The 26,084-nt window shown below is 60.9% G+C and carries 20 protein-coding genes; all 20 read right to left on the reverse strand.

Annotated features, from left to right (window positions below; translation table 11 throughout):
• Positions 1 to 67: 67 nt before the first annotated feature.
• On the reverse strand, positions 68 to 919 hold the full coding sequence (locus ACEN8Q_RS15585) for a flagellin domain-containing protein (RefSeq protein WP_111280493.1): 852 nt from the start codon (positions 917 to 919) through the stop codon (positions 68 to 70).
• 242 nt (positions 920 to 1,161) lie between these two features.
• On the reverse strand, positions 1,162 to 1,428 hold the full coding sequence (locus ACEN8Q_RS15590) for a hypothetical protein (RefSeq protein WP_413705440.1): 267 nt from the start codon (positions 1,426 to 1,428) through the stop codon (positions 1,162 to 1,164).
• Entirely contained in the window at positions 1,425 to 2,717 is a 1,293-nt protein-coding gene (locus ACEN8Q_RS15595; RefSeq protein WP_413425132.1) for a motility associated factor glycosyltransferase family protein, read from the reverse strand. Before ACEN8Q_RS15595 ends, ACEN8Q_RS15590 begins: the two co-directional genes overlap by 4 nt.
• Positions 2,718 to 2,808: 91 nt before the next feature.
• Positions 2,809 to 3,735, reverse strand: a complete 927-nt coding sequence (locus ACEN8Q_RS15600; protein WP_413425130.1) for a ketoacyl-ACP synthase III — start codon at positions 3,733 to 3,735, stop codon at positions 2,809 to 2,811.
• Between the two features lie 226 nt (positions 3,736 to 3,961).
• Entirely contained in the window at positions 3,962 to 5,014 is a 1,053-nt protein-coding gene (pseI, locus tag ACEN8Q_RS15605; RefSeq protein ID WP_413705441.1) for a pseudaminic acid synthase, read from the reverse strand.
• Positions 5,007 to 6,512 carry a UDP-2,4-diacetamido-2,4,6-trideoxy-beta-L-altropyranose hydrolase gene (gene pseG, locus ACEN8Q_RS15610; protein ID WP_413705442.1) on the reverse strand — a complete coding sequence of 502 codons (1,506 nt, stop codon included), beginning with the start codon at positions 6,510 to 6,512 and terminating at the stop codon, positions 5,007 to 5,009. The genes pseI and pseG overlap by 8 nt, the downstream gene beginning before the upstream one ends.
• Positions 6,509 to 7,216, reverse strand: coding sequence for a pseudaminic acid cytidylyltransferase (gene pseF / locus ACEN8Q_RS15615; RefSeq protein WP_413425124.1), 708 nt, complete (start codon positions 7,214 to 7,216; stop codon positions 6,509 to 6,511). Before pseF ends, pseG begins: the two co-directional genes overlap by 4 nt.
• Entirely contained in the window at positions 7,213 to 7,833 is a 621-nt protein-coding gene (locus ACEN8Q_RS15620) for a pseudaminic acid biosynthesis-associated methylase (protein WP_111280481.1), read from the reverse strand. The genes pseF and ACEN8Q_RS15620 overlap by 4 nt, the downstream gene beginning before the upstream one ends.
• The gene (gene pseC, locus ACEN8Q_RS15625; protein ID WP_413425121.1) at positions 7,833 to 9,023 is read right to left on the reverse strand and encodes a UDP-4-amino-4,6-dideoxy-N-acetyl-beta-L-altrosamine transaminase; all 1,191 of its coding nucleotides are present in this window, start codon (positions 9,021 to 9,023) and stop codon (positions 7,833 to 7,835) included. Before pseC ends, ACEN8Q_RS15620 begins: the two co-directional genes overlap by 1 nt.
• 134 nt (positions 9,024 to 9,157) lie before the next feature.
• Positions 9,158 to 12,082: a TIGR00180 family glycosyltransferase gene (locus tag ACEN8Q_RS15630; protein WP_413425119.1), complete on the reverse strand. Its 2,925-nt coding sequence runs from the start codon at positions 12,080 to 12,082 to the stop codon at positions 9,158 to 9,160.
• 52 nt (positions 12,083 to 12,134) lie between these two features.
• Entirely contained in the window at positions 12,135 to 12,863 is a 729-nt protein-coding gene (locus ACEN8Q_RS15635; protein WP_015096269.1) for a cephalosporin hydroxylase family protein, read from the reverse strand.
• 30 nt (positions 12,864 to 12,893) lie between these two features.
• Complete coding sequence (locus tag ACEN8Q_RS15640) at positions 12,894 to 13,559, reverse strand: NeuD/PglB/VioB family sugar acetyltransferase (protein ID WP_413425117.1); 666 nt, start codon at positions 13,557 to 13,559, stop codon at positions 12,894 to 12,896.
• On the reverse strand, positions 13,556 to 14,677 hold the full coding sequence (locus tag ACEN8Q_RS15645; RefSeq protein ID WP_413425115.1) for a DegT/DnrJ/EryC1/StrS family aminotransferase: 1,122 nt from the start codon (positions 14,675 to 14,677) through the stop codon (positions 13,556 to 13,558). Before ACEN8Q_RS15645 ends, ACEN8Q_RS15640 begins: the two co-directional genes overlap by 4 nt.
• A complete protein-coding gene (locus ACEN8Q_RS15650) occupies positions 14,674 to 15,900 on the reverse strand; it encodes a methyltransferase domain-containing protein (RefSeq protein ID WP_413425113.1) in 1,227 nt (408 codons plus the stop codon). The genes ACEN8Q_RS15645 and ACEN8Q_RS15650 overlap by 4 nt, the downstream gene beginning before the upstream one ends.
• Positions 15,897 to 16,457, reverse strand: a complete 561-nt coding sequence (locus ACEN8Q_RS15655; protein WP_413425111.1) for a dTDP-4-dehydrorhamnose 3,5-epimerase family protein — start codon at positions 16,455 to 16,457, stop codon at positions 15,897 to 15,899. Before ACEN8Q_RS15655 ends, ACEN8Q_RS15650 begins: the two co-directional genes overlap by 4 nt.
• Positions 16,454 to 17,536, reverse strand: coding sequence for a CDP-glucose 4,6-dehydratase (gene rfbG, locus ACEN8Q_RS15660; protein WP_413705443.1), 1,083 nt, complete (start codon positions 17,534 to 17,536; stop codon positions 16,454 to 16,456). Before rfbG ends, ACEN8Q_RS15655 begins: the two co-directional genes overlap by 4 nt.
• Entirely contained in the window at positions 17,518 to 18,291 is a 774-nt protein-coding gene (gene rfbF, locus ACEN8Q_RS15665; protein ID WP_413425107.1) for a glucose-1-phosphate cytidylyltransferase, read from the reverse strand. The genes rfbG and rfbF overlap by 19 nt, the downstream gene beginning before the upstream one ends.
• Before the next feature lie 442 nt (positions 18,292 to 18,733).
• A complete protein-coding gene (locus ACEN8Q_RS15670; RefSeq protein ID WP_413705444.1) occupies positions 18,734 to 22,327 on the reverse strand; it encodes a glycosyltransferase in 3,594 nt (1,197 codons plus the stop codon).
• A gap of 115 nt (positions 22,328 to 22,442) precedes the next feature.
• Positions 22,443 to 24,014, reverse strand: coding sequence for a flagellar hook-associated protein 3 (locus tag ACEN8Q_RS15675; protein ID WP_413425103.1), 1,572 nt, complete (start codon positions 24,012 to 24,014; stop codon positions 22,443 to 22,445).
• 13 nt (positions 24,015 to 24,027) lie between these two features.
• Complete coding sequence (flgK, locus tag ACEN8Q_RS15680; RefSeq protein ID WP_413705445.1) at positions 24,028 to 26,073, reverse strand: flagellar hook-associated protein FlgK; 2,046 nt, start codon at positions 26,071 to 26,073, stop codon at positions 24,028 to 24,030.
• Between the last annotated feature and the right edge of the window lie 11 nt (positions 26,074 to 26,084).

A 26,084-nucleotide genomic window follows, 5' to 3' on the forward strand; every position in this document is an offset into this window, starting at 1 on the left:
TCACCTCTTAACGTAAAAAGCGAGAGAGCGTGACAAGCACACTCCCCCGCTCAAACTCATTCCGAAATTACTGAAGCAGCTTCAGTACAGCGGAAGGCAGTTGGTTGGCCTGGGCCAGAACCGAGGTGGAAGCCTGTTGCAGGGTTTGCTGCTTGGTCAGGTTCGCGGTTTCTGCGGCGAAGTCGGTGTCTTGTACACGGCCTTGTGCAGCAGTGGTGTTTTCCACGATGTTCTGCAGGTTGGAGATGGTGCTGGTCAGACGGTTCTGCGAAGCACCCAGGTTTGCGCGGGTGGCGTTGATCGATGCCAGAGCAGCGTCGATCGCGGTGATCGCGTTGTCGATGTTGGCAGACAGGGTAGCGGAAGTCGCACCGGTCAGAACAACAGTACCGCTGCCTACGGACAGGGAAACGGCGTCGAACTTGGAGCTCAGCACCAGGTCGATGCGGTTGGCCGAGCCAGTGTTGGCGCCAACTTGCAGTTGCATGGTACCAGCCGTACCGTCCAGCAGGTTTTTGCCGTTCAGGTTGGTGGAAGCGGAGATACGAGTGATTTCGTCAGACATCTGAGCGAATTCGGAGTTGGTAGCGGTCTGGTCAGCGGTGCTGTTGGTACCGTTACGTGCTTTAACAGCCAGTTCACGCATACGCTGCAGAATGTCGGTCGAAGCTTGCAGCGCGCCTTCAGCGGTCTGGGCAACGGAGATACCGTCGTTGGCGTTCTGGATTGCCTGGGTACCACCACGGATCTGTGCAGCCATGCGGGTTGCGATCTGCAGGCCGGCGGCGTCGTCCTTGGCGCTGTTGATTTTCAGGCCGGAAGACAGGCGCTGCATCGAGGTCGAAAGTGCATCGGTAGCACGGTTCAGGTTTTTCTGAACGCCCAGCGACGTGGTGTTGGTGTTTACAGTTAAAGCCATGACGAATTCCTCGTTGGTTGGGTACTGCGGCTTCCGGCCCTGGCAACCGCCGGGTATGGCCTAGAGAACCTTCGTAATAGTTATCGTCGGGTTGGCAGGTTGCTTGAGGGCTTTTTTGAAAAAAAATGCCATCACCCTGCCACCCCCGAGAAAACAAGGGCTTAGCGCCCCTCAACCGCAAAAAAATGACGCCATGAAACTGTCCAACCCACAAACGCCCGTGCCAAAGCTGTTGCTGCCCCTCAGGCCGGCATGTTTTCGAGCAATTCGATCAACTCATATTCCATGAAATCGGCAAGCCCCAGCCAATCCTGGCACTCCTGGCAGGCCAGCATTTGCCTGAGCATCAAGGCCCAGGCCTGCTGAACATCCTGAGGTGCCTGTGCAAACAGCCGCTGCGCCTCATCGAACAGATCAACCATGTTCAAAGCCGCCTCGACATCACGCCCCAGGCGAAACAGTCCTGCGCACTGCCGGTACTCTTGGATGCCTTTCACTTGAGGCTTCATTGCACGAAATCCTGATTGAATTGCGTACCGGCAATCATTGCCCCAGCCCGACTGCTATTGAAGAACTGCACCTCGGGATGCCTGGCAATGTAACGTTCGAGCTCGCACAGGTAACTGCGGAAATTCAATTGCGTCTTGACCTTCTGTCCATGTCCATCGTGCACCCAGTGACGGGCCTGGTTCACTGGCGGACCCAGGTCACCATCATTCCAACCGGTATGGGTCCTGTTCATCGGGAAGGAAAAATCCGCACCGAAAAGCGTGATGCGCTGCGCGCCCATCTTCACTGCCAGATCAACTGCCGGATGGATCACGCTGCCGCTGACGTAGAGCTGCGCACGTGGGTGTTGCTCACGTAGTGCGGCATAGATCGGGCTGGCGGAATAACCGCCATAGCGTTTGCCGTTCCAGGCCTTCAGCATGTGTGGATCGCTCAAAGGCAAGTACACCAGCGGAATGCCTTCGGAGTCTTCGCCCGGCAAGTGCAGCGCACTGATGCGCTGATCGATGCTCACCACCAGGTCAGGTTTGATTCCGTGCTCGCGAAGGGGCCTGTAGGCGGTATCCACACTGATGAACAGGGGACGCGGCGTTTGATTGCGCACGGCCGCCAGGCGCTCGAAGTTGCCTTCAAGGCTGGGCCCTGTGCCGATCACATAGATTTCACGCCCGGCACAAGTGCCAAACAGCTGTGCCACATCATCATCGGCAAGCAGCACTTCGAGGGTGTCCTGCAAGCGTTGCTGAATCACGGGAGATTGCGGGTCGAATTCCCGATTGTTGAAACTCAGGTGCACTTCGCTGACCAGGCGATCACGAATCTTCGCACTGAAGTCATCCGCCAGCAGCATTTCCGCCGGCAACGCAAAAAACGGGGTGCAGATGTCCGACAGATCGCCGGCATACAGCAGTTGCACGCGCGGATCGCTCAGCCATTGGCGTTGATCGATCAGTTGCAACACCAGTGCGAAAAGCGCGCCGTTGAGAATATGGACATAGAGCTTTTCAAGCCCCGCGCGCTCCAGCAAGACCGAAGGCAAATCGCCGAAACCGGTGCCGTAAACGTGCAGTATTGGCTTGTCTGGCGCCAGGCTGGCGGCCTGCAAACGGGCCTCACCCAATCGATCATGGCGGCTGGTGAGCTGGATGCCACCCACACACAACGTCGAGTCCCGCCCTTCGATCAGTTCGACCTCGATGGCCAGGTGGTCTTCCATTTCCAATCGCGCATACAGCGACGGCCAGCGCCGCTGGATAACCTGAGCATTGTCTTCAAAGCATTCGCTCATGCTACCTCGCATTCCTTACAAGCAAAAAAGCGCTCAAGGTTAACCCTTGAGCGCTTTTTTGTACCGGCCTTTTTTATTAAAAGACTTTCACTCAAGGGCGATAGATGATCGCCGAACCCCATGACAGCCCCACTCCGAAACCGCTGAGCGCAACGCGCCTCCATTCGGAATCGAGAATATGCTTTTCCAGCAGCAATGGGATGCTCGACGACACCGTGTTACCGGTCTCGACCATGTCCTTGATGAACTTCTGCGGGCATTCTTCGAAGCGCCGCGCGACCGCATCGACAATCGCCGCGCTGCCCTGGTGAATGCAGAACGCATCGATGTCGTCAGCACTCAGTTGCGACTCGCCCAGCAACTCATGCAAATGTGCCGGCACCTTGAGCAGCGCGAAGTTGAAGACCTGGCGGCCGTTCATGAAGAACACGCCGTCAGTGACTTTCAAATGCGGAGCGCCGGAACCATCGGTGCCGAACTTGGCCTTGCCCAGTGCCCAGGTCGGATTTTCACCCATCCAGGTCGCAGTGGCGGCATCGCCGAACAGCATGGTGGTGTTACGGTCTTCCGGGTCGACGATCTTCGAATACGGGTCGGCAGTGATCAGCAGGCCGTTCTTCAGGCCAGCGGCCTCCATGAAGCCCTTGATCGCATAGATGCCGTAGACGTAACCGGAGCAGCCCAGGGAAATATCGAACGCGGCGACGCTGGTCGGCAGGCCGAGTTTGTCCTGCACGATGGCTGCGGTATGTGGCAGGCCTTCTTCGTCACCGTTCTGGGTGACGACAATCAACGCATCGATGGATTCACGCTTCAGATCAGGGTTGCTGGCAAACAGCGCATTGGCCGCTTCAACGCACAGATCGGAGGTTTCCTGATCAACGCCTTTGCGCGGCAGGAAAGCCGAACCGATCTTGCCCAGGATGAATTCTTCATCCTTCTCGAATTTTGCACCTTGTGCGTAATTGTCCACGCCGGCTACAGGAACGTAGCTCGCAATGCTTTTTATGCCAATCATTACGGCTTCCCAATAATAAACAGCCCAATACCACCACTCGCAAGCAATCGAGGGGCGCCGACAAACCTGGATTACCGTCACCCCAGGGCGACGGCAGGGAAGCGTCAAGGACTATCACTGAACCCGATAAAGGGTCAGGCGCCATCTTCCCGGTCAATACAATACAGTGAAGATGCCCGTTATGACTCGCAGGTCACGCATTTTGCCGAATCAGCGCCGCTTGGGGTTATTCGACCAACGACCAGTCCAGCGCTGTTCCACGCTTGATGGCCTGACGGGCACGGCGTCCCAGGAGGCTTTGCGCATGCTTGGGCGCCAGCCCGAGTCCCGGACGGATGGTTCTCAGATTCGTCGCATCGAAGGTCTCTCCGGCCTCCATGTCCTGGGCGACATACAGCGACCGACGGTACACCAGGGATTGCCGTTCGGCCTCGGTGACGCCGTAATGCACTTGCCCCATGGCTTGCCAGGCGCGTTCGGTTTCAATCACCAGGCTTGCCAGTTCAGAGGGCTCCAGCGAGAAACTGGCGTCGACACCACCGGCCGCACGGTCGAGGGTGAAATGCTTTTCCACCACCGTTGCCCCCAGTGCCACCGCCGCCACGGACACACCGACGCCCATGGAGTGATCGGACAGCCCCACCTGGCAATCAAACAACTCGCGCAGATGAGGAATCGTCCTCAGGTTGCTGTTCGCCGGTGATGCCGGATAGGTGCTGGTGCATTTGAGCAGCACCAGGTCCTTGCACCCGGCCTCGCGGGCGGCGCGCACGGTTTCATCGAGTTCGGCGATGCTGGCCATGCCGGTGGAAATGATCAGCGGCTTGCCCGTCGCGGCGACCCGCCGTATCAGCGGCAGGTCGGTGTTTTCGAAACTGGCGATCTTGTAGGCAGGCACGTCGTGGCTTTCGAGGAAATCCACGGCGCTCTCATCGAAGGGCGTGGAGAATGCCAGCAGGCCCAATTCCCTGGCGCGAGCGAAAATCGGTGCGTGCCATTCCCAGGGCGTGTGGGCCTTTTCATACAAGGCGTACAGCGAAGTACCGGCCCACGGGCTTTTGGGGTCCTTGATGAAGAACTCGCCTTCGGCCAGGTCCAGGGTCATGGTGTCCGCGGTGTACGTCTGCAGCTTCAGCGCATGGGCACCGGCCCTGGCCGCGGCCTCGACGATTTGCAGCGCCATGTCCAGGGACTGGTTATGGTTGCCGCTCATCTCGGCAATGATGAATGGCGGCGCATCGGCACCGATCAGGCGCTCGCCGATCTTGAAGCTAGTCATCTGCGTGATCCTTCAATACGCGCGTGAACGCGCAGGCATTCTGGGTAAAACCGGCTTCGCGAAAGACGTTCAGCGACGGCTGGTTAGCAGGCAACACCTGGGCGGTGAGCGACTCCAGTTCTGGCCAACGGGCCATCACGAAGGCTTCTCCACGGGCCAGCAGCGCCCTGCCCCAGCCCAGGCCGAACCGGCCTTCGAACAGATAAATCGACACTTCGGCGCTAAAGCCGCGCACGTCATAACGCAGCACACCGACCGGACCGTCATCAGCCTCGGCAATCAACAACAGCCGCCGGGGATTGCTCAGGCTCGCGATAAGCCAGTTCTGATGCGCAGGCCATTCGATCACGCCGGTCTCCAGCGACCAGCGGCGCACCGCCAGGGTGTTGCGCCCGTCGAACAACAACTGCGCATCCTCCAGGGTCGCCGGGCGCATCTTCAGCACCGCGCCGGCCAGCGCCGCCGCCACCCGCTGCGCACCCCGGCCATCGACAAGCTGTCGCGACCGCTGTGCCAGGCTCTGGCGCAAACCCTGGTTACCCGCGACAAAGCCGATGGCCAGGCGCAGTTGCTCGACACTGACGTGCTCGCGAGCCCCCATGAACACATGGGCGCCCGCCGCCGCCATTACCTCGCCATTGGCCTGCTGGTTGTTCGACACGGCAATGCAAATCGTCGGCAGCCCCATGGCCGCCCGCTCCCAACTGGTGCCGCCACCCGCCCCGACAAACAGGTCGGCTTCGGTCATCAATCGATAAAAGTCGCTGACAAAACTGTGCAGGCGCCAGTGCGGCCGACTCGCCGCCAACGCCTGCATCTGTGCCCAGGCCGGATTACCCGCACCGGCGACAAAATCGACTTCCAGTTCAGCAAAGTCCGCCAGCGCCAGCATTGCATGATGGGTCTGCATGGCAGCGTCGAACCCGCCGAAATTCACCAGCATGCGCCGGGCCCGGGGCTTGATTTCGATGGCCGGGCAATGGAACTCGTCGCGCAACATGGCAAACCGGGGGCCGAACAATGTCCGGCAGCCTGGCGCCAGCAACGACGCATAAGCCTCTGGAGTCCCCGAAAGATTCTGGTTCAGCAGCAAATCGGCGCTGTAGGTCCGCGTGGCGAGGTCATCCACCACGGCGATCCGTGGCGCCCAGCGCCGCGCGGCCGTCTGCCAGTGATGATCGAGGCCGTAGTGGTCGACAATGATCCAGTCAAACGCCGGCTGGTGTTCCAGCAACGGCCCGAGCGCGGCAATGTCTGCCTGCCATGGCAACATGGATTCGATGGCTTGCTGCGGGTCTTCATCACTGTAGCGTTCGGGCAGTTCGAAGGTTTCGAAACCTTCGGCCCGCAATGCCTGCAGTCGATGTCCCGGTAACAGGCGACAGGCGAACGCCACATGACTGCCCTGCCGGCGCAATACGCGGGCCAGGCACAGGCAGCGCGCGATGTGGCCGCTGCCGATGGTTGGCGAAGCGTCAGAGCGAATCAGTACTCTCATTGCAGTTCACCTCCGGCTTTCAGCGCGGCATACAGGTACTCCGCGCGTTTCCAGTCCTGCGGTGTGTCGATGTCCTGCACCAGATGACGTGGCAGGATGACCGGCAGGCTGTACGGAGAATAAAGCACCTCGCCACGCAACCAGGCATCGCTGCGGCCCCAGTAGAACTGCCCGGCGTCCTGATAGGCGATCGACAGATCCTGGGAGCGGGTATCACGATACTGCGGATACAGTGCCGTCAATGCGCCCTGATCATCAAGGGTCAGGGCTCGCTGAACCGGGAAACCAAAGTCGCACACCGAGAATGCGAAAGACTTGTCGGGATGCTGCTCCAGCAGGCTCAACCCCTGGACAAGAAATCGCGATTGCAACAACGGCGCGGTCGCGTAAATGCAGCAGGCGCGGGCAAACTCGTCGCCTTGTTCGCGCAAGGCTTGCAGGGCATGGGCGATCACCGCTGCGGTACCCGTGAAGTCGTCGGCCAGTGCCGCCGGGCGCATGAAGGGCACCTGAGCACCGCACTCCCGCGCCAGCCCGGCGATTTCCTCGTCGTCGGTACTGACCACCACCCGGGAAAACAGCCCGGACTCGAGGGCGACCTGAATCGAGCGGGCAATCATCGGCACACCGGCGAACGGCTTGAGGTTCTTGCGGGGTATGCGTTTGCTGCCACCCCGGGCCGGGATGATGGCGACGTTGTTCAACGGCGTTTTTCCAGGACAAACCAGGTGATGTCATCCACCGGGAATTGCGGATCGCGGTGGTAGCCAAAACCGTAATCGAGCAGTTGCAGGTCGTCATATCGATCAAGCATTTCACCGGCGAAGTCGCGTTTGAACAACTTGCCGCTGTTGCCGCGATACGGGACCTCGACCGGCGCCGGGTTGTAGTACTCGGCGATCAGTATGTAGCGCTGGCTCAGCTCATACAGTTGCGCGTAAGCGGCCGGCAACAACTCCGGTGCCAGATGAATCAGCACGCCTTTGCTCAGCGTCAGGTCGAAGGTGCGCTCGCGAGGAAAATCGAACAGCGAACCCTGCCAGATGTGTGCAATACCCAACGCCTGGGCAGCGGCACAGGCACTGGCATTGATTTCCACGCCGAACAACTCGCAACGGGGCAACAGCTGACGCAGTGCCTGCAGGTTGTTGCCGGCATTGGTGCCCAGTTCCACCAGGCTGTCGATACGCCCGACCCGCGTCAACGCCTTGGCAAACAACGCCAGGTTCGCGGCCACCAGCGGCTGTCCGACATTGCGATCAACGTACTGGTTGCCGAATTCGCCCTGCCAGAAAGTTTCCTGCTCGGTCAGTTCACGCATCACACATTTCCCACACGCCGCAATGGCTGGATTATTTCGATCAACTGCCGCATCTGCTCGACCACATAGTCCTGTTCCTCATCACTGAGCAACGGGTACAACGGCAGGCTGATGGCTTCGGCGTAGTAACGTTCGGCCTGCGGAAAATCACCTTCGGCAAACCCGAGATCACGATAGTAAGGCTGCAAATGCACGGGAATGTAATGCAGGTTCACCCCGATCCCGGCAGCTCGCAATCCCTCGAACACCTCACGATGAGTGAGACTGATCTGATCGAGTTGCAGGCGCACCACGTACAGATGCCATGACGACTCGGCCTCAGGCTGCGCACCGGGCAGGGTCAGCGGCAGATACGCCAGCAAGCGCTCATAACGCGCCGCCAGTTCACGCCGACGCTCGATGAACTCATCCAGTTTGTTCAACTGCGACAAACCAAGGGCCGCTTGCAGGTCGGTGATGCGGTAATTGAAACCCAGCTCAACCTGCTCATAGTACCAGGGGCCGTGGCTGGATCCGGTCATCTGCTGCGGATCCCGGGTCATGCCGTGGCTGCGCAAGCGCTGCAAACGCTCGGCGAGCTCCGGGCTGTTGGTCATCACCATGCCACCCTCGGCACTGGTGATGATCTTCACCGGATGAAAACTGAACACGGTCATCGCGGCAAACTCGCCGCAACCCACCGGGCGCCCGGCGTAGGACGCACCGGCGGCATGGGCCGCGTCTTCGATCACGGTAATACCGTATCGCCTGGCCAGCATGGCAATCCTGCGCATGTCGCAGCTCTGCCCCGAGAACGCCACGGCCACGAGCACTTTCGGCAGCCTGCCTTCACGCTCGGCGCGCTCCAGCTTGACGGCCAACGCAGCGGCGTCGAGGTTCCAGGTCAGCGGGTCGATATCGACAAAATCCACCTCGGCACCGCAATAGCGACCACAGTTTGCCGAGGCGAGAAAGGTGTTCGGCGTCGTCCACAGCCAGTCGCCCGGGCCGAGCCCCGCCGCCAGGCAAGCGATGTGCAGGGCCGCCGTGGCATTGCACACCGCCACGGCAAAGTCTGCCTCGCAGCGTTCGGCCATCGCTCGCTCAAAGCGCTCGATGGTCGGTCCCTGGGTCAGCCAGTCAGACTGCAATACACCGACCACGGCGTCGATGTCCGCCTGATCAAGGCTTTGCCGAGCGTATGGAATCATGCTGGTAACCAGGCATGGGCGCGCTTGTCCGGCAAGCGACGGACGAAATGACGCCCGAACGAAGCGGTGCCGCCTGAGATGAAAATCGATTTTCCGTTGAACATGCCTTGAATCCTTATACCTGTTCGCCGGGCCTACCCGAGCAACTGCGCCCAGTTCACCGAAGCACTTTCGCCCAGGGCAAAACCTTTGCCGCTCAAGGCCAGATTGGCGTTATAGGCCTGATCCTGCGCAAAGGCTGGCGCCCACTTGTCACGCAGCGCATCGAGGGCCTGCGGCACCTGTGGCACTTCACCCGAATGAATGACCTGCACCAGCGGCGTCCACACGGTGAGGTAACCGGCCTGACCGGCCCTGAGGCACAGATCGACATCGCTCAAGCCATCGGCGAAGGTCACGCTGTCCAGACCGTCCAGGTCGTCGAACAACGCTTTGCGCACCATCAGGCACACCTTCGATACCGCCGAGTAGTTCTGCTCCAGCGCCAACCGGTGCAGGTAACCTTCGGCGTCGCGTTTTTCACCGACAAAGGCTGACCCCACACCACCGTTCATGCCCAGAATCAGGCCGGCCTGGGTAACCTTGCCGTCGCGGTCGATCAACTTGGGACCGACCACACCGACTTCCGGACGCTGGGCGTGATTGAGCAACGACTCAAGCCAGTTCGGGTTGACCACTTCACTGTCGGCAGCCAACAGCACCAGATACTCGCCCTGCGCCTGCAGGCTGGCCGCGTTGTACAACGCCGCGTCGCTCAGGGTCTGCTCGGCACGCAGCACGCTGACTTTCGGATGCTGGTAGGTGCCCAGCCAATCGTTGACCTCGGCCGACTGATTCGGGTTGAGCGCGATCAGCACTTCGTACTGGATGTAGCGGGTACGCAGCAACACGGCTTGCAGGCACTGTTGCAGGGCCGAAAGATTATCCCCGGCCGGCACGATGATCGACACCAGCGGGCGTTCGGTGTGGCGGTAATCGATCTGCCAGGTACCTGGCACCGTCGAAGTGATCTTGGCCTTGTAGCCACGATTGCCCAGGTGGCGCAACAACGCCAGGCGCTCATCGGCGTTTTCTTCCAGTACCGGCGCCCTGGCAATCACCAGCGGCTCGTCCAGGTGGGCCAGTCCGTTGAGGCCACCCTGCTCGATGATGCGCAGCAGCAAGTCGAATTCCAGGGCCTTGCTGAAGTCAGGCTGGTAACCGCCGACTTCAATGAACACTTCCCGACGGATCAGCCAGTGACGCGCCATCAGGGCCGGCAGGCTTTGCAGCAAATCAAGATTGAAGCCCGGACGGAACACGTCCACCAGTGCGCCTTCCGGGGTGCGCTGGATTTCGTCGGTAGCAACGGCGCGGCAATCCGCAGCAGACAGCAGCTCGAGGCTGGCGCGCAACAGGCCACCGGCGGTGAATTCGTCACCGGCTTCAGCCAGCAGCAACCAATCGCAGGTCGACTGACGAGCACTCTGGTTCAGTTTATCGACATAGTTGCTTTGCGTGACCCGGACAAAGTGCAGGGTGTTCTGCGCCGTGGTCGCCGCCGGTGCTTCACCGGTGGTGAAGACCACAATCCTGAACGCCTTGCTGTGACCTTCGAGCAGGCTGTCGAGAGAGACTTGCAGCTTGTCGATATCGTTATCCAGGTCCAGCAGGAAGATCCCGAACTGTGGGCCACCGTCATTGGCCGCCAGGTGCCGGGCGATCGACTCAGCCTCATGTGCATCGGGCTGACGCGGTGCAAGCCACTTGAGCAAACGACCGGACAGCATCTTGTCGAACGTCGCGCCATTGCCCTCGACCGACACCGCCTCCAGACGTGCAGCCCAGTCACGCAGGGGCTGCGCCTCTTCGTCTTCGCCCAGCAGCTCCAGCTGTGCCGCCAGGCGCTTGACCACCACGCGGTTGAACACGTTGCTGTCGTGGGCTTGCCACAAACGGTCGACCACACTTTCCGGCGTGTCATTGTTATGCGCCAGCATCAGGCTCTGTTGACGGGTCCAGATACCTTCCAGGCCTTGCAACTGAACGCGACCGGCCGGCATGGCGTGCAACAGGAACTCGAACTGGGTCAACTCATCGAAAAATGCCTGGTTGTAGAACGGCATCTCGACGTATTGCTTGGGGCCGAAACGGCGCACAGGGCCTTTCTCGACGCTCGTCCAGGCGGACTCGATAATCAGTTCGGTGGTCAGTGCGCGACCGGTGCGCAAGCTGTCGGCCAAGGCTTCAAAGCTTTGCAGCGCGAACTGCTTGCCTTGCTCCGGGTCCTCGCCTTGAACTTGAGTCGGCAGCCCGAAGAGGAAGGCGGCAAAGGTTTCACGCTCGGCGACCGTCCTGGCATCGGTATGAGCCAGCGTGTGGAAGATCTCGGTGTTGTGATCCGAATACCCGTAGTTCATCTCACGCACGACATACGGGATTGGCAGAATCCGCGCCTTGCCCCGCGCCAGCATGTAATAGGTGTGACCGATTTCCTGCCATTGGAAGGACGTATCCTGAGGCATGACCTGATACCAGTCACGTACCAGGTCGGTGCGCTGTACGGCATAGAAAGGCGGGAGGTACTGGTGCATGTAGTCGAGCACACGCTCCTCGGCGTGCTCGGAGCAATAGTCTTCGCAGACCTTCTTGTCACGCCGGAAGTAGCTGACGCTGTTGGGTTGCGACAGGTACATCATGCTGTAACCGTGGCACAGGCCGTAATCGGGATTGTCCTGCATGAATGCCACGGCTGCGCGCAGGGCGTCGTGCACATGGAAGTCATCGTCGGCGGCGAACACCATGAACGGTGTGGTCACTTGTTCCACGCCATGAGCCAGCTTGGCGCGAACCCCCCAGTAGCCAAACTGCGGGACATGCTGGTAATCCACATTCTCGTACTGCCCGGCCAGGCCCGGCTGACCTTCAGTCGAAGAATCCAGCACCAGAATCCTGCAAGGCAAGCCGCTGTAGAAACGTGCTGCCCGACGTAAAAATGCCGGCCGCTCGTGAGACATCAGCACCACGGTCAACTGTTCGTTGAGTGCCAACCCGTGTTCAGAATTAGTCTTGCCTTGCATACATTTCCCCACAACGGCGAATCGCCGAAAAAACCCAACGATGTCTTGTCGATTACCGCACGCGGCGCAGATAGCCGTCCGGCGCGACGGTGATCAGCAGCTTGCTGTGAATGGCCTGGTCAATTTCAAAATCACGGTTTTCTTCCAGGTAAGCCCATACCGCGGTCTTCGGGTTGTCGCCCTTGCCCCACGGGCGGTCCGGGAAGGCATCTTCCGGCATGTCTTCAACCACGGTATCCATCACCACGCAGTAGCTGCCCACCGAGGTCATCGGAGCATAGGCCCGCAGCTCTTCCAGCACGTGTTCGTGGGTGTGGTTGGAGTCCAGGACCACCAGCACTTTCTTGCCTTCGACGCGCTGGCGGACCTGATCGACGATTGCAGGATCGATGCTCGAACCCTGGATCATCTGGATCCGCTTGCTCATCGGGTGCGCTTCGATTGCCTCACGGTTGTGCTGGCGGATATCGATGTCGACGCCCAGCACTTCGCCATGGCCGATCAGTTCCAGCATCGAGGCGTAAAACACCAGCGAGCCGCCGTGGGCGATGCCGGTCTCGACGATGATGTCCGGCCGCAGTGCCCAGATGATCTCCTGCATGGCGACCATGTCCTGGGGGAACTGAATGATCGGGCGGCCCATCCAGCTGAAGTTGTAGGTGTACTTGTGCCTGGCGGTCGTGCCAACCCAGTCCAGCGACGTGGCTTGCAACGCTTTGTCCTGTTGCAGGCCTTCGATGTTCTCTTTTACTTCTTCACGAAACTGCTCATGAGGATTCATTACAGACTCTCCGGAAATTGGTCGCGGGGGTTACTTGAAAACCCGACCGTCTTGAAAGGAAGCAGGATTGGTCTTGATGGTCCTGGCGGGACTTCCCACCACAACCGCATAGTCTGGAACGTCCCTGGTTACCACGGCGCCCGCACCGATGGTGACCCAACGGCCGATGCGCAATCGCGGCAGGATCGTGGCGTTGGTGCCGATGAAGGTGCCGTCCCCGATCTCGACACAACCGGCAATGCAGACACCCGGCGCCATGAACACGGAATGACCGATCTGCCCCTCATGCCCCACCACGCTGCCAGCGCTGATACTGGTGTTATCGCCCAGGCTGACTTGCGCCTGCATGATCACACCCTCTTGCAGATACGTGCCGACGCCCATCGTGATCATCGTCAGATCGATGCCCGGGTGGATGAAGTTGCCCAGGGTGCCACCGGCCTCGACGATCTCGCAGGTGGTCCGGTAACGCAGCGCCGTGGAGCCGGTGATCAAATTGACAAAGCGTGTGTCGGGCCCTTTCAGCTCGGGCACCTTGTCGGTGCCACCTACCACCGGCACGCCATAAAACAGCGTGCCTTGCTTCGCCGGATCGTTATCGAGAAAGGCGAACTGCACGTCCGGCTGGCTGCGTTGCAGGGTGAGGATCATCCGGACCGCTTCAGGATTGGCCGCCCCCAGCAGGTAAACCTTCATAGCCGGGTCCTTTTGAGTACCAGCGCGCGCAGCACCTCGATGACCCGGCGCTGATCGTCATCGGTCATGTCGTGGTAGCTCGGCAGATTGATCGCGCGCTCCGGCAGCGAATGCGCCACGGGCGAGTCGGCCGTCAGTTCGCTGAACATCGGCAAGGACGACAGCGGCCAGAAGAACACCCGCGCATCGATATCGGCGGCCTGGAAAGCGGCGATCAACATGTCCCGGGTAATCCCCAGTTCGCGGTCAAAGACGACGGTGGGCATCCAGTAACCGTTACGCGAATGGTCCGGCTCGGGGTTCATGGACAGGCCCGGCAAGGAAGCCAGGGCATCGGCATAGTGAGCGAAGATCGCTCGCTTGCGCTGGATGAGCTCATCGATCCGCTCAACCTGCGCGCAACCGACGGCGGCTTGCAGGTTGCTCATCTTGTATTTGAAACCGAGGAAATCCGGCCAGAACTGTTTGCTGCTGCCCGCCACCCGACCATGGTTGGACAGGGTCAGTACACGGTCATACAGGGCCTTGTCCGACGTCACGAAGATGCCGCCTTCACCGGTGGTCATGGTCTTGGTGCCGTGAAAGGAAAACGCGCCGAACGCGCCCAGCGAACCGGCCGCTTGACCGCGCCACTGCGAGCCAATTGCCTCGGCAGCGTCTTCGATGACCGGCAGGCCAAACTCGCGACCGATGGCCAGCAACGCATCCATGTCGCAGAGATTGCCGTAGAGGTGCACCGCCAGAATCGCTTTGGTCCTTGGGGTAATCGCCCGTCGAACCTGCTGTGGGTCAAGGCACCAACTGTCTGCCAGCACGTCGACGAACACTGGCGTCGCACCCAGATAGGTGATGGGCGCGGCCGAAGCGATCCAGTTGGTATCGGCGAGGATCACCTCATCGCCGACACCGATGCCCAGCGCCGCCATCCCCATATGCAGCGCGCCGGTGCAACTGGACGTTGCAATCGCGTACGTCGCTCCCACGTGCCCGGCAAAGGACTTTTCGAACCGCGTCAGGTACTCGTAGCAGCGCTCTCCCCAACCATGGCGCACGGCATCGAGTACATAGTCAGCTTCCAGCTCACCGACACTGGGTTTGGTGTAATGAATTCGGCTCATCGAATGATCAACTCGGGAATGGCAATGACAAAACGACCGTCCCATGCACGAATGCCGGCAAAGGCCTGGGTGATCTCATCCAGCAGGTTCCACGGCAGCACCAGCACGTAGTCCGGTTTTTCGATGTCGATCTGTGCTGGCGACACGATCGGAATGCGGCTACCGGGCAGGTATTTGCCTTGCTTGTGCGGGTTGGCATCGGCGACCCAGGCCAGCAGGTCCGCTTTGACACCGGCGTAGTTGAGCAAGGTGTTGCCCTTGGCCGCGGCGCCATAACCGACCACGCGCTTGCCGTCGGCCTTGGCCTGCAACAGGAAGCGCAGCAGGTCATGCTTGATGCGCTCGGCGGCGGGCGCCAGGGTCGCGTAGTACTCAGGGGTTTTCACACCGGCAGCAAGTTCGGCCTGTAGCTGTTGCTGAACCGCCGGCTGCATTTCGCGACGCTCGCCGTCCAGTCGCTGCACGAACACCCGCAGCGAACCACCATGGGTCGAGAGTTGGCTGACGTCGAACACTTGCAGGCCATTGCGCTCGCACAACGTCTGCACAGCAGTCAGCGACAGGTAGGAATAGTGTTCGTGGTACAGCGTGTCGAACTGCTGGCCGGCCATCAGGGTCAGCAACTGCGGGAACTCGAAAGTCGCCACGCCCGTCGGTTTGAGCAACGTCGCGAAACCGCCAAGGAAATCGTTGATATCCGGGACGTGGGCCAACACGTTGTTGGCGGCCATCAGGTCGGCGCCCCAGCCTTCGCTTTTCAACTGCGCGGCGGTATCGCGACCGAAAAACAGCTCACGAATCTCCAGGCCCTTTTCCCGCGCCGCTTGCGCGGTGCTGCGAGTCGGCTCGACGCCCAGGCAAGGGATGCCGCGCCTGGCCACGTACTGCAGCAGGTAACCGTCGTTGGCCGCGACTTCCACCACGCGACTGTCGGCAGTCAGGCCGAAGCGCTCCACCATCTCGGCCACATAACGCTCGGCATGGGCCAGCCAGGTGCTGGAGAACGAACTGAAATAGGCGTACTCGGCATCGAACAGGCTGTCGGCGCTGGTGTAATCCTCGGTTTGCACCAGCCAGCATTGCTGGCACACGGCAACCTTCAACGGCACCCATTGTTCGACCTGCTCCAGCTGGTCGACACGCACGTAGGCGTTGGACGGCGGCGAGGTGCCCAGGTCGATCAGCGGCAGGGTCAGCGCAGCGGCGCAACCACGGCAGTTCATAGACGCACTCCGGCGAAGTGTTCATCGAGCGCTGGATGGCTGGCATCGCGCACCGACAGATTATTGACAGGCAGCGGCCAGGCAATCGCCAGCCGAGGATCGAGCACCGACAACCCGCCCTCGTGTTCCGGCATGTAGTCGTTGCTGTGCAGGTAAAGCAGCTCGGCGTCGGCACTCAGGGTCTGGAAGCCATGGGCGAACCCGGCCGGAATCAACAGGCTGCGGCCATCGCCGGCACGCAGGTGTTCGGCGTGCCAGTGCAGGAAGGTCTCGGAGTCGGGACGCAAATCCACCGCGACATCCCAGACTTCACCCCGCAGGCAAGTGATCAATTTGGCTTCCGGCGCACAGGCATTCTGGTAATGCAGGCCACGCACGCTACCGCGTTCGCGGGTGCAGGAGTGATTGATCTGGTGGATATGAAACGCCTGGCCAAACGCACTGAGGCTGCCTTCGCAAAATAACCGGGAAAAGTGTCCGCGCTGGTCCTCGAAGCGTTTGTGCTGCACGCTGAACAAACCGTTCAACGGCAACGCCTTCAACAAAAATTCACTCACAGTGCGCCTCGGTACAGGTTCAATTGCGCCAGGCTGATGGCGCGCATGTCATCGCCGTTCTGCCACGCCAGATGCCAATTCAGGGTCTGGGTCAGGCACTGCTGCAACGACCAGCGCGGTTGCCAGCCGAGCAATTGACGGGCGCGGCTGCTGTCCAGGCGCAACAGGCCGGCCTCATGCATATCGCTCGGTTCGATGCGCAGCCCGCGTGCCTGCGGCCAGCGGCTGGCGAGCAGTTCGACCACTTCACCGACGCTGCACATGTCCGCTTCACCGGGACCGAAATTCCACGCCCCGGCGAATTCCGGGCCTTGCTCAAACAGGCCGGCAGCCAGTTGCAGATAGCCGGCCAGCGGTTCCAGCGCGTGTTGCCATGGGCGCACCGCCTGCGGATAGCGCAAGGTCACGGGCTCATCCGCCGACCACGCCCGCAGCACGTCGGGAATCAACCGCTCCGGGGCGAAATCGCCGCCTCCGAGCACGTTGCCGGCGCGCGCCGTGGCCAACGCCAGACCGTGCTCGGCGTGCTTTTCAGGCGCAAAGAACGAGGCGGCATAGGATTGCGCGAGCAATTCGCAACAAGCCTTGCTGCTGCTGTAGGGATCGTGACCGCCCAACGCTTCGTTTTCGCGGTATGGCCACAGCCATTCCTGATTGGCGTAGACCTTGTCGGTGGTGACCAGCACGCAGGCGCGCACGCCACCCACCTGACGGATCGCTTCGAGCAGATTGAGGGTGCCCATGACGTTGCTGGAATAGGTGCCCAACGGGTCGCGGTAACCTTCGCGCACCAGCGGCTGGGCCGCCAGGTGCAGGACGATTTCCGGCTGGGTCTCGGCAATCAGTTCCAGCAAGGCCCCCAGGTCACGCAGGTCACCGCGCTGATCATTGATGCCTTCGTGAACGCGGGCCAGTTCGAACAGGCTCGGCTCGGTGGACGGATCAAGGGAAAACCCGCTGACCTCGGCGCCCAGGCTTTGCAGCCACAACGTCAGCCAGCTGCCCTTGAACCCTGTGTGCCCGGTGACCAGCACCCGCTTGCCGCGCCAGAATTGCGTGCTCAGTCCCATTGTTTCCATGGGGCCTCCCCGCTCTGCCACAACGCCTCGAGGTGGTTCTTGTCACGCAGGGTGTCCATCGGCTGCCAGAAACCGTCGTGCTGGAACGCCATGAGTTCGCCGCGCTCGGCCAGGCCATCCAGCGGGCCGGACTCCCACGAGGTGTCGTCGCCTTCGATCAACGGCAGGACCTTGGGCGAGAGGACGAAGAACCCGCCATTGATCCAGCCACCGTCGCCGCGAGGTTTTTCGGTGAAACCCAGGACCTTGTCGCCATCGCGATTGAGCGCGCCGTAGCGACCGGGTGGTTGTACCGCGGTGACGGTCGCCAGTTTTTCGTGCTTGAGATGGAAATCAACCAACGCACCGATGTTGAGGTCCGACACGCCGTCGCCATAGGTGAAGCAGAACGCCTGTTCGTCTTCGAGGTAGCGGCGGGCACGGCGCAACCGGCCGCCGGTCATGGTCTCTTCGCCGGTGTCGATCAGCGTGACGCGCCATGGCTCGCTGTAGTTCTGGTGAACATCCATGCGGTTGTTGCGCATGTCGAACGTGACATCGGAGGTGTGCAGGAAATAGTTGGCGAAGAAGTCCTTGATCGCATAGCCCTTGTAGCCAAGGCAGATCACGAAATCGTGGATTCCATGAGCGGAGTACTGTTTCATGATGTGCCAGAGAATTGGCTTGCCACCGACCTCGATCATCGGCTTGGGCTTGAGGTGCGACTCCTCGCTGATCCGCGTACCCAGGCCACCCGCCAAAATAACTGCCTTCATCCCTTTCCCTCTCGTTCGTCACAGGGCTCAGCCAAGCTGTATCAAGCTTTTGCGGGCCATCCGGGTTAAACCTGCCGCCGTTCAGGGCACGTCCGGACTCACCGGAAGTGCTCGTTTTATGGCGATATAAGGGGGACTTGCAGGAAACGCGCCAGCTCTTTCAGTTCAGTGCCTGGCGATACGAAGAGAGGTCTGCGGCGTACTGCGCCAGGGTCTTGCGGGCAAATGGCTCCTCAATAAATCCCGGGGGAACACAGACCTGTAGGAGCCAGCTTGCTGGCGAAGGTCGTTAACGATAACGCGTATGGACTGGTTAAACGCGGGGCACTTGAGTCCATCGCCGGCAAGCCGGCTCCTACAAGTATTGCGTTAACTGTGAAGGACCCAAAAAAAGGCAGGCGACTCAACGTCGCCTGCCTGGTCAGGATGGATGCGTGAACTGTCAGTCCGCCAGCCAGCCATTTTCCCAGTAGCGCAAATTGTCGCCGCGCAGCACGTAGTCGCGCAGCACGATCTCGCGCAACTCATCGCCCATGCGATAGCTGGCGTCCGGATCGGCCAGGTGCATGCGGATCGCCTGCAGCCACTCATCCGTGGAGTTGGTCTTGACCCGGGTGCACGGCAGGTAGCCGCGATAGGCCTCGGTGTCGGTGCAGATCACCGGGTAACCGCAAGCGCCATACTCCAGCAGCCGCAGATTGCTCTTGCAATCGTTGAAGATGTGGAACTCCAACGGAGCCAATGCCAGATCCAGGTTCAGGCTGGCCAGCTTGGCCGGGTACACATCCAGCCCGATCACCCCATGAAACTCGTGCATGTACGGGCGCAAATCGTCCGGGCACATGCCGAAGAATACCCAGTCGACTTCATTGGCCAATTCGCGGACCACATCGGCGATGACCGCCAGGTCACCGTGGTGGCTGGTGCCGCCGCCCCAGCCGACCCGAGGCTTCTTCGAGGTGCGGCGCTGGCCGCGCAGGTCGGTCCACAAGTGCGACGCCAACATGTTGGGCACCACGCGAATGTCGTGATGCATGTCCGACAGCGCATTGCCCAGCGGCTCGGTGGAGACCACCACGCGATCGCACATGCCGATGGCGCGCCGGACCAGCTTCTCCATTTCGTCCTTGCCCGGCATGTTGCGGATGTGCGCATTGCGGTGCGGAACGTTGATCACGAAGTCATCCAGCTCATAGATGCGTCGTGCGCTGGAGTATTTTTGCAGGCTCGGGATTTCGTTGATCGGACCTTCGGAATAGCGCCCCTGCAAGATGATCACGTCAGGCGAATGGCGCTCGACTTCGATGATGGTCGGCAGGTTGTAATGAATGCGCCCCTGTGCCCTGCCGGCCGCCTCCAGCTCAATCAACGGTTGCGTGACCCGGTAATGGCCGATGGCGGACGCGTTGACCGGCAACGCGAGAATCTTCGGCAATTGCGCCTTGGAAAACGGGCTCCAACCGGAGCGCAATCCAGGCTCCAGACTGAAGCTTGCCCCGCCCAATCCCTGCAACGCCAGGTTGGTGTTGTAGGCCGGATCACGGGCCACGATCGGCAGCCAGCGTTTGTAGAAAACTTCCTGCTCCCGTTCGCTGCGGACCTGGTCATCTTCATGCACAACCGCCGCCGGTTGCGCGCCCAACGCCAGTTGCGCGTGAGGTGTCCAGACCACCAGATAGCCTTCCTGGCCGACGCGCAAACACAGGTCCACTTCGTTGAGGGACTGTGCCAGGCCCTGCTCATCCAGGCCACCGACCGCTTCGAAGACCGCCTTGCGCACCATCAGGCAATCGCCGCCGACAGCACTGAAATCGTGGGCGACCTGCAAGCGGTACATGTAGCCCGCCGCGTGCAGCATCTCGCCATGGAACGGCACGCCGGCCGGCCCTTGCAACCCGAGAATCAGGCCGGCATGCAGCACGCGGCCATCGGGGTTGAACAACTTGGCCCCCACCACGCCAACTTCCGGACGTTGGGCATGGTTGAGCAATTCACCCAGCCATTCGGCCTGGGTAATCACCGTGTAAGGATTGAGCATCAGGACGTAATCGCCAGCCGCCTGCCGCACGGCGAAATTGCGCACCGCCGCCGCATTGCCTTGCAATTCACTGCGCAACACCCGGATCCGGTCGCTGCCCAGTTGCGCCATGCCGGCGAACCAGTCAAGCGCCTCGACGCTCTCGCTGCCGTTGTCCACCAACAGCAACTCGTATTCGCCGTAGGCCGTTTTCTCCAGCAGGCTCTCGACACAACGTTGCAACGCCAGGGTCTGATCTTTACTGACGATAACGATCGACACCAGCGGCCGCTCGGCATGGTGATAGTCGATCCGATTGAGCAGTTGCGAACTGCCCTGGCGAATGTCGTGGGCGACACCCAGGCGATGCAAGTGCGCCTCAAGCAGCCGCGGATTGGTGTCCACCACTTCCGGCAGCGACAGCCATTTGGTCAGGTCGAACGCCGACTCCAGCAGCACCTCCGAAACGTGTCCGACCACGTGCGTGCCGCTAAGCTCGACCATGCGCCACAACATATCGTGTGGCGCCAGCTCACCGTATGCCGAATCGAATCCGCCCAGCGCCAGGAACTGCTCGCGCTCGAATGCCAGCGCTCGCCCCACGTAGGGATAGCTGCGCATGAGGTCCAGGTTGAAGTCCGGCTTGAATGCAGGCTCGGCCGACTCCCCCTGATGCAGCCCGCCTTCGTCGCTGTACAGGCAGGTCAGCGTGCGCGACAGCGCAATTCGTTCAGCCATGATCAGCAAGGCCGGCGCCACCAGGCGATCACCGGCACGCAACAGATAGAACCAGCCAGCGCCTTCCAGTTGCGGCAACAGGGTGTTGATTTGCTGCTGCCAGTCGTCCTGCAACGGCAAGCGGAACACACGCTCGTCCAGCCCGGCTTGCGTACAGGATGCGGACAGCACCAGTGTCAGTTCAGGGGCGTAATCCTGATCTGCCAGCGATTGCAGGGTGAGCTCCAGCGACGAACGACTGCCATGCTCATCGATGATGACCGGAACGATTTTGGGTCTGCTCGGCCAGGCTTCGAGCGTATCCGCCAGCAGCTCGCGCTGACCGTCGGTGATCGTGCGGCACGCCAGCCACTGGGCATACAGTTGCGCGAAACTGACACTGGCGATGCCGACATGCCAGTCCTGGGTAGTCTGTTTTGTCCCCAGGGTCCGGCTCAGCGGCAATTCCTCCCAAACCCGCGGTGACTCGTCCACTTTGGTCAATGGCACATAACGCACCCAACCCTGCGCCGGCGCAGATTCGCCGCCACGGGCCTTGAGCATCTGCGACAGCCATTGCCGCTCGGTTTCGGCCGCGTCCTTCATCGCCTGCTGGCCGCTCAAACGCTCCGGGTACAGGCGCTCGACGCCGAGCACGTGATTGGACACCGCCAGATTTCCGCGCCGCATCAGGCAGACGTACAAGGCGAAATCGAGGGTCGCGACGAAGCAATGGCCGGGCTGAGTCAGTGCCGGGAACAGTTCGAGCACGTCCGCCCGACGGAACATCGCGTTGCTGAAGCCGCCGAGGATGTTGACCGGGAAGTTTTCGAAGATCGCCAGCAGGTCCTCGCCCTTGAACACCCCGCCCACCGGGGAAAGCGGGGTGTTTTCCAGGCGCGAAGGCAGCGGCATGTCGTCGGCATCCCAGAGCAGCCGCTGGGCCACGACCAGATTGACGTCGGGGCAGTCGATCAGCGCCTGGGCCTGACGCTCGATGCAGGCCGAGAACAACTGGTCATCGTCACAAAGAAACTTGATGTACTCGCCTTGCGCCTGCTCCAGGCAGGCTTGCAAGTTGCCCACCAGCCCCAGGGTTCGCGGATTTCGCACATACCGTACGGCCGCGCCCTGCTCAACCGCCGAAGCCACGATCTCTTCGATCTCATGACCGCGACTGTCATCGCAAACGATGATCTCCAGATTGCCGTAGCTCTGACTCACAGCCGTGTGCAAGGCACGACCGAAGAAGCGCGGATTGAAGGCAGGAATGACCAGGCTGACAAGCGGGAGTGAATTCACGGCGGGCTCACAGGCGGCGCGAGCCCGCCCTGAAAAGCGAGCCCTTTGTTACCGCAAAAAAGACGATAAATACTGAAGGGGCAAGACAATCGGGCGCCTGCGCGCCCGACCGCCATCAGATCTTGTTGAACAGGCCCAACTGGGAAATCTTGCTGAACGCCAGCTGCGCGGCCTGCAGCATGGTCTGCTGCAAGGTCAGGCGAGTCATGACTTCGGCCGGGTCCGAATCGCGAATCGACGACTGGCTCGCCGTGTTCGCCAGGGTCAGGCTCTCGTTGGTCGCGGTCTGGTTATCCAGCGCCTGACCACGGGCACCGATCGTGGTGATGGCCGAGCCGATCTGGTTGGCCGCACTGTCGATGTTGCCCATTCCCGACTCCATGGCGCCCAGAAACACCTGCTTGGCCACCGGGTTGCCGTCGATTGGCGTATTCAGCGCGGTAATCATCTGGCCCAGGGTATCGAGCACGTTCTGGGTCTGATGGTTGTTGGACTGAATCACGAACTGGTCGCCGGACGCCGGGGCGCCACCGCCCAAGGCAAACGTCACACCCGCCGCAGTGGCGTTGCCGCCCGCCACGGTGCCCGACGACACCGGCCTGCTGTCGGCGGTGATCGGTGCCGCATACAGGTCGAAATCGGTGGCACTGGTGAACTTGAGGATCGCCCCGCCCGATGGAAAGGCGTTGGTGTACGCCGTCTGGTTCGTCACGCTGGAACCGGTGATGACTGCGGTCGACGCGTTACCGGCACTGCGCGAAGTGTTGAAGGTATCCGTGGTGGAAGACAGATTGAAACTGTGACCGGCGATCACCGCATCCGGGTTGGTATCAGTGGATTTGAGGTTGATGTTCAGCTTCAGGTCAACGCCACGGAAACTGACCGTCTGGTTGGCACCGTTGGCGTTGCTGATGACGCCGTTCTGGCTGGCTTCGGTCGTAACGTCGTTACCCAGCGAGTCGGTGATCTTCAACTGGGTGCTGCTGAGGAAACTGACGGTGTAGGGCTGGCCGCCAGAGAACTTCGCGTTGTAGGTAGAGCTGGTGCCGACCGTACCGTTGGACAGCACCACGCGACCGTCATCCACTGCCGGAGCGGTCATGGTGGTTTGGGTGCGACCGGTATTGATGGTCTGCTGGAACGCATCCCAGCCGGTGGTGTTGGTCCCGATCGTCATGCCATCGCCAATGCCAAGGTCGACGGTGGTCTGGTCGCCGTTGTAGCTGTAGGTACCGTCCGAGTTCTGCGAATAAGGCGCAGTGTCGGTTTTCGAACCGGAGAACACGTAGTTGCCGTTCGCATCCTTGGAGTTCATCAGGCCCAACACTTGTTGCTGGATCTGACCCAACTCCGAAGCATAGGCCTTGCGGTCCGCGTCGGTGGCGATGCCGTTGCTGGCGGCGAGGGCCAGTTCCTTGGCGCGCTGCAAAGCGGTACCGATGGAGTCGAGCGTCGTTTCCTGCAGGCTCAACGCGCTCTTGGTGCTCTGGATGTTGGTGCCGTACTGATCAAGCATCGCGCTCTGCTGACCCAACTGCAGCAAACGACCGGCACCGATCGGATCATCGGCGGCGGTATTGACGCGGGTCAGGCTGCTGGCTTCGTTGCTGGTCGCGATGGCCTTGTTGAAGTTGCGCTGGTAGTTCGCAGCGGTGATTTCGTAATACTGGGCGGTGGAAATGCGCATGAATTACGACTCCTTAAAGGCTGTTGATCAGCGTGGTGAAAATTTCCTGCGCAGCCTTGATGATCTGCGAAGACGCGGTGTAGTACTGCTGGTACTTGACCAGGTTGCCGGTTTCTTCATCCAGGTCGACCCCGGAGTTCGAATCCCGCGCCCCTTTGGCGTTGGCCAGGATCGCCGTGGTGGCCTCGCTGTCGGACTTGCCCTGGGCCGCCTTGGCGCCGACGTTGGTCACCAGTTTGTTGTAGGCATCGGTCAGGCTGATGCCCTTGCTCGCCGTGCCGGTGTCTACGGTCTGCCTGGTTTGCAGTCCGACCAGCGCCTGGGCATTGCGGTTGTCCGAAGACGCCGCGCCAGCCAGGTTGATGGCGAAGCTTTCGCCGCTGGCTGGCGTGGCGCCGACCGTGGTCTGCACGGTGAACGTCTTCTGCACCGCCGGCGTGACGCTGCTGTCCATGACCGGAGCACCGCTGGCATCGACCATGCCCACTTTCAGGTTCAGTGTGTTGCTCTGGCCGGGAACGATGGTGCCGGTGCCGATCGAGTTGCCCTTGGCATCGACCATGTTGTAGTTCTGGCTACCGCCGCTGGCCGCTGCGAAAACCAGTTTGACCGGCGTCGAGTACTTGAGCGCGGTCTGCATTTCCGCCTGGGCCGCCGGGTTGTAGATATCGATGGTGCTGCTCAGCGTCGGCTGGGTGTAGGTGCCGCTGTTGTTGGCACTGGTCACGCCGGTCAACGGGGCGGCGGCGGCGATTTTTTTCGGGTCGGTGAGCACGGTCTGGATACTGGCCGCCGCGCCTCGAGTCGGCGTCACCTTGAACGAGTCGCCGGCGCTCAGCGCACCGCCGTTCAGGTTCAGGCTGAAGCCATCGATCACCGGAGCCGGAGTCGTCGTGGTACTGAACGCGCCCATGTCGGTGCCGTCCGAGCGCTTGACGGTGTAGTTGGTTGCGCTGGTGAACGTCACCTGATAGTCGCTGGTGGTCAGCTTGCCGGTGTCCTTGATGGTGACATCCAGGTTGCCGGAGCCGGCACTGTTGCCTGCCGACGCAATGCTGCGCTGACTGACCAGCGCGGCACTGTTGATGTTGTTGAAGATCGCCGCGCCGAAATCACCGTTCTTGTCGATACCTTGCGCCTGCTGGCTGTTGATCTGGTCAGCGACCACCAGTGCCACTCGCCCCAGCTCATTGAGCGAAGGGTCCAGCACTTCATTGCGATAAGTCAGCAGACCACCGATTTTACCGCCGCTGATCACCGAGGTCACATCGATGGTGCTGGAGCCACGGTTGAGCTGCAGCGCCATGCGTGATGGATCATCGTTGCCCGGCACGGTTTGCAGTGTATTGGTGGTGTTGCCGACCACCAGTGGCTGACCGCTGCCGATGTAGATGTCGTAGCTGTTGCCACGTTCGACCACCTGGGTACCGACCAGCTCGGACAGTTGGCGCACGGCTTCGTTACGCGAGTCCAGCAGGTCGTTTGGCTGGCTGCTGCCGGTGGAGAGCTCGGATATCTTCTGGTTGAGCGTGGCGATCGTGGTGGACAGCTTGTTCACCTGATCCGCCATGTCGCCCAGGCTGCCATTGAGGTTGGTGTTCTGGTCGTTCAGCTGCTTGGCGATCGAATTGAAGCGGGCGGACAACGCCTGGGCACCGGTCAGCACCGACTGGCGGGACGTATCGTCGGTAGCCGACTTCGAAACGCCTTGCATCGAGGTGAAGAACTTTTGCAGCACACCGGTCAGCCCGGTGTTGCTATCGGAAAGCGTGGCGTCCAGCGGAGTGGCTTGAGCGTTGTACGACGCTGCTTCGCTGTCGAGCGAGGTAGCGGTACGCAGCTGCGAGTCGAGATACGAGTTATACACACGGCGCACATCGGCCAGTGTCGTGCCGGTACCGATGAACACGTTGCCGTACTGAATCGAGCTTTTGCTGCTCTGCACAGATTGCTGGCGCGAGTACCCGGCGGTGTCGACGTTGGCTATGTTGTTGCCGGTCGTCACCAACGAGTTATGGCCAGCACTCAGCCCCGACATCCCGATATTGAGCAAACTCATGATTCAGACCT

This window comes from Pseudomonas sp. Pseusp16 (assembly GCF_047324915.1).
GTDB classification, from domain to species: Bacteria; Pseudomonadota; Gammaproteobacteria; order Pseudomonadales; family Pseudomonadaceae; genus Aquipseudomonas; species Aquipseudomonas fluorescens_CD.

Bases quoted from the DNA above. Each gene is read 5' to 3' on its own strand.
- rfbF (WP_413425107.1), bottom strand. From the start codon at position 18,291: ATGAAGGCAGTTATTTTGGCGGGTGGCCTGGGTACGCGGATCAGCGAG.
- ACEN8Q_RS15640 (WP_413425117.1), bottom strand. From the start codon at position 13,559: ATGAAGGTTTACCTGCTGGGGGCGGCCAATCCTGAAGCGGTCCGGATG.
- ACEN8Q_RS15590 (WP_413705440.1), bottom strand. From the start codon at position 1,428: ATGAAGCCTCAAGTGAAAGGCATCCAAGAGTACCGGCAGTGCGCAGGA.
- ACEN8Q_RS15600 (WP_413425130.1), bottom strand. From the start codon at position 3,735: ATGATTGGCATAAAAAGCATTGCGAGCTACGTTCCTGTAGCCGGCGTG.
- ACEN8Q_RS15630 (WP_413425119.1), bottom strand. From the start codon at position 12,082: ATGCAAGGCAAGACTAATTCTGAACACGGGTTGGCACTCAACGAACAG.
- pseC (WP_413425121.1), bottom strand. From the start codon at position 9,023: ATGATTCCATACGCTCGGCAAAGCCTTGATCAGGCGGACATCGACGCC.
- ACEN8Q_RS15585 (WP_111280493.1), bottom strand. From the start codon at position 919: ATGGCTTTAACTGTAAACACCAACACCACGTCGCTGGGCGTTCAGAAA.
- ACEN8Q_RS15620 (WP_111280481.1), bottom strand. From the start codon at position 7,833: ATGCGTGAACTGACCGAGCAGGAAACTTTCTGGCAGGGCGAATTCGGC.
- rfbG (WP_413705443.1), bottom strand. From the start codon at position 17,536: ATGGAAACAATGGGACTGAGCACGCAATTCTGGCGCGGCAAGCGGGTG.
- ACEN8Q_RS15595 (WP_413425132.1), bottom strand. From the start codon at position 2,717: ATGAGCGAATGCTTTGAAGACAATGCTCAGGTTATCCAGCGGCGCTGG.
- ACEN8Q_RS15635 (WP_015096269.1), bottom strand. From the start codon at position 12,863: ATGAATCCTCATGAGCAGTTTCGTGAAGAAGTAAAAGAGAACATCGAA.
- pseG (WP_413705442.1), bottom strand. From the start codon at position 6,512: ATGAGAGTACTGATTCGCTCTGACGCTTCGCCAACCATCGGCAGCGGC.
- ACEN8Q_RS15645 (WP_413425115.1), bottom strand. From the start codon at position 14,677: ATGAGCCGAATTCATTACACCAAACCCAGTGTCGGTGAGCTGGAAGCT.
- pseI (WP_413705441.1), bottom strand. From the start codon at position 5,014: ATGACTAGCTTCAAGATCGGCGAGCGCCTGATCGGTGCCGATGCGCCG.
- ACEN8Q_RS15675 (WP_413425103.1), bottom strand. From the start codon at position 24,014: ATGCGCATTTCCACCGCCCAGTATTACGAAATCACCGCTGCGAACTAC.
- flgK (WP_413705445.1), bottom strand. From the start codon at position 26,073: ATGAGTTTGCTCAATATCGGGATGTCGGGGCTGAGTGCTGGCCATAAC.
- ACEN8Q_RS15650 (WP_413425113.1), bottom strand. From the start codon at position 15,900: ATGAACTGCCGTGGTTGCGCCGCTGCGCTGACCCTGCCGCTGATCGAC.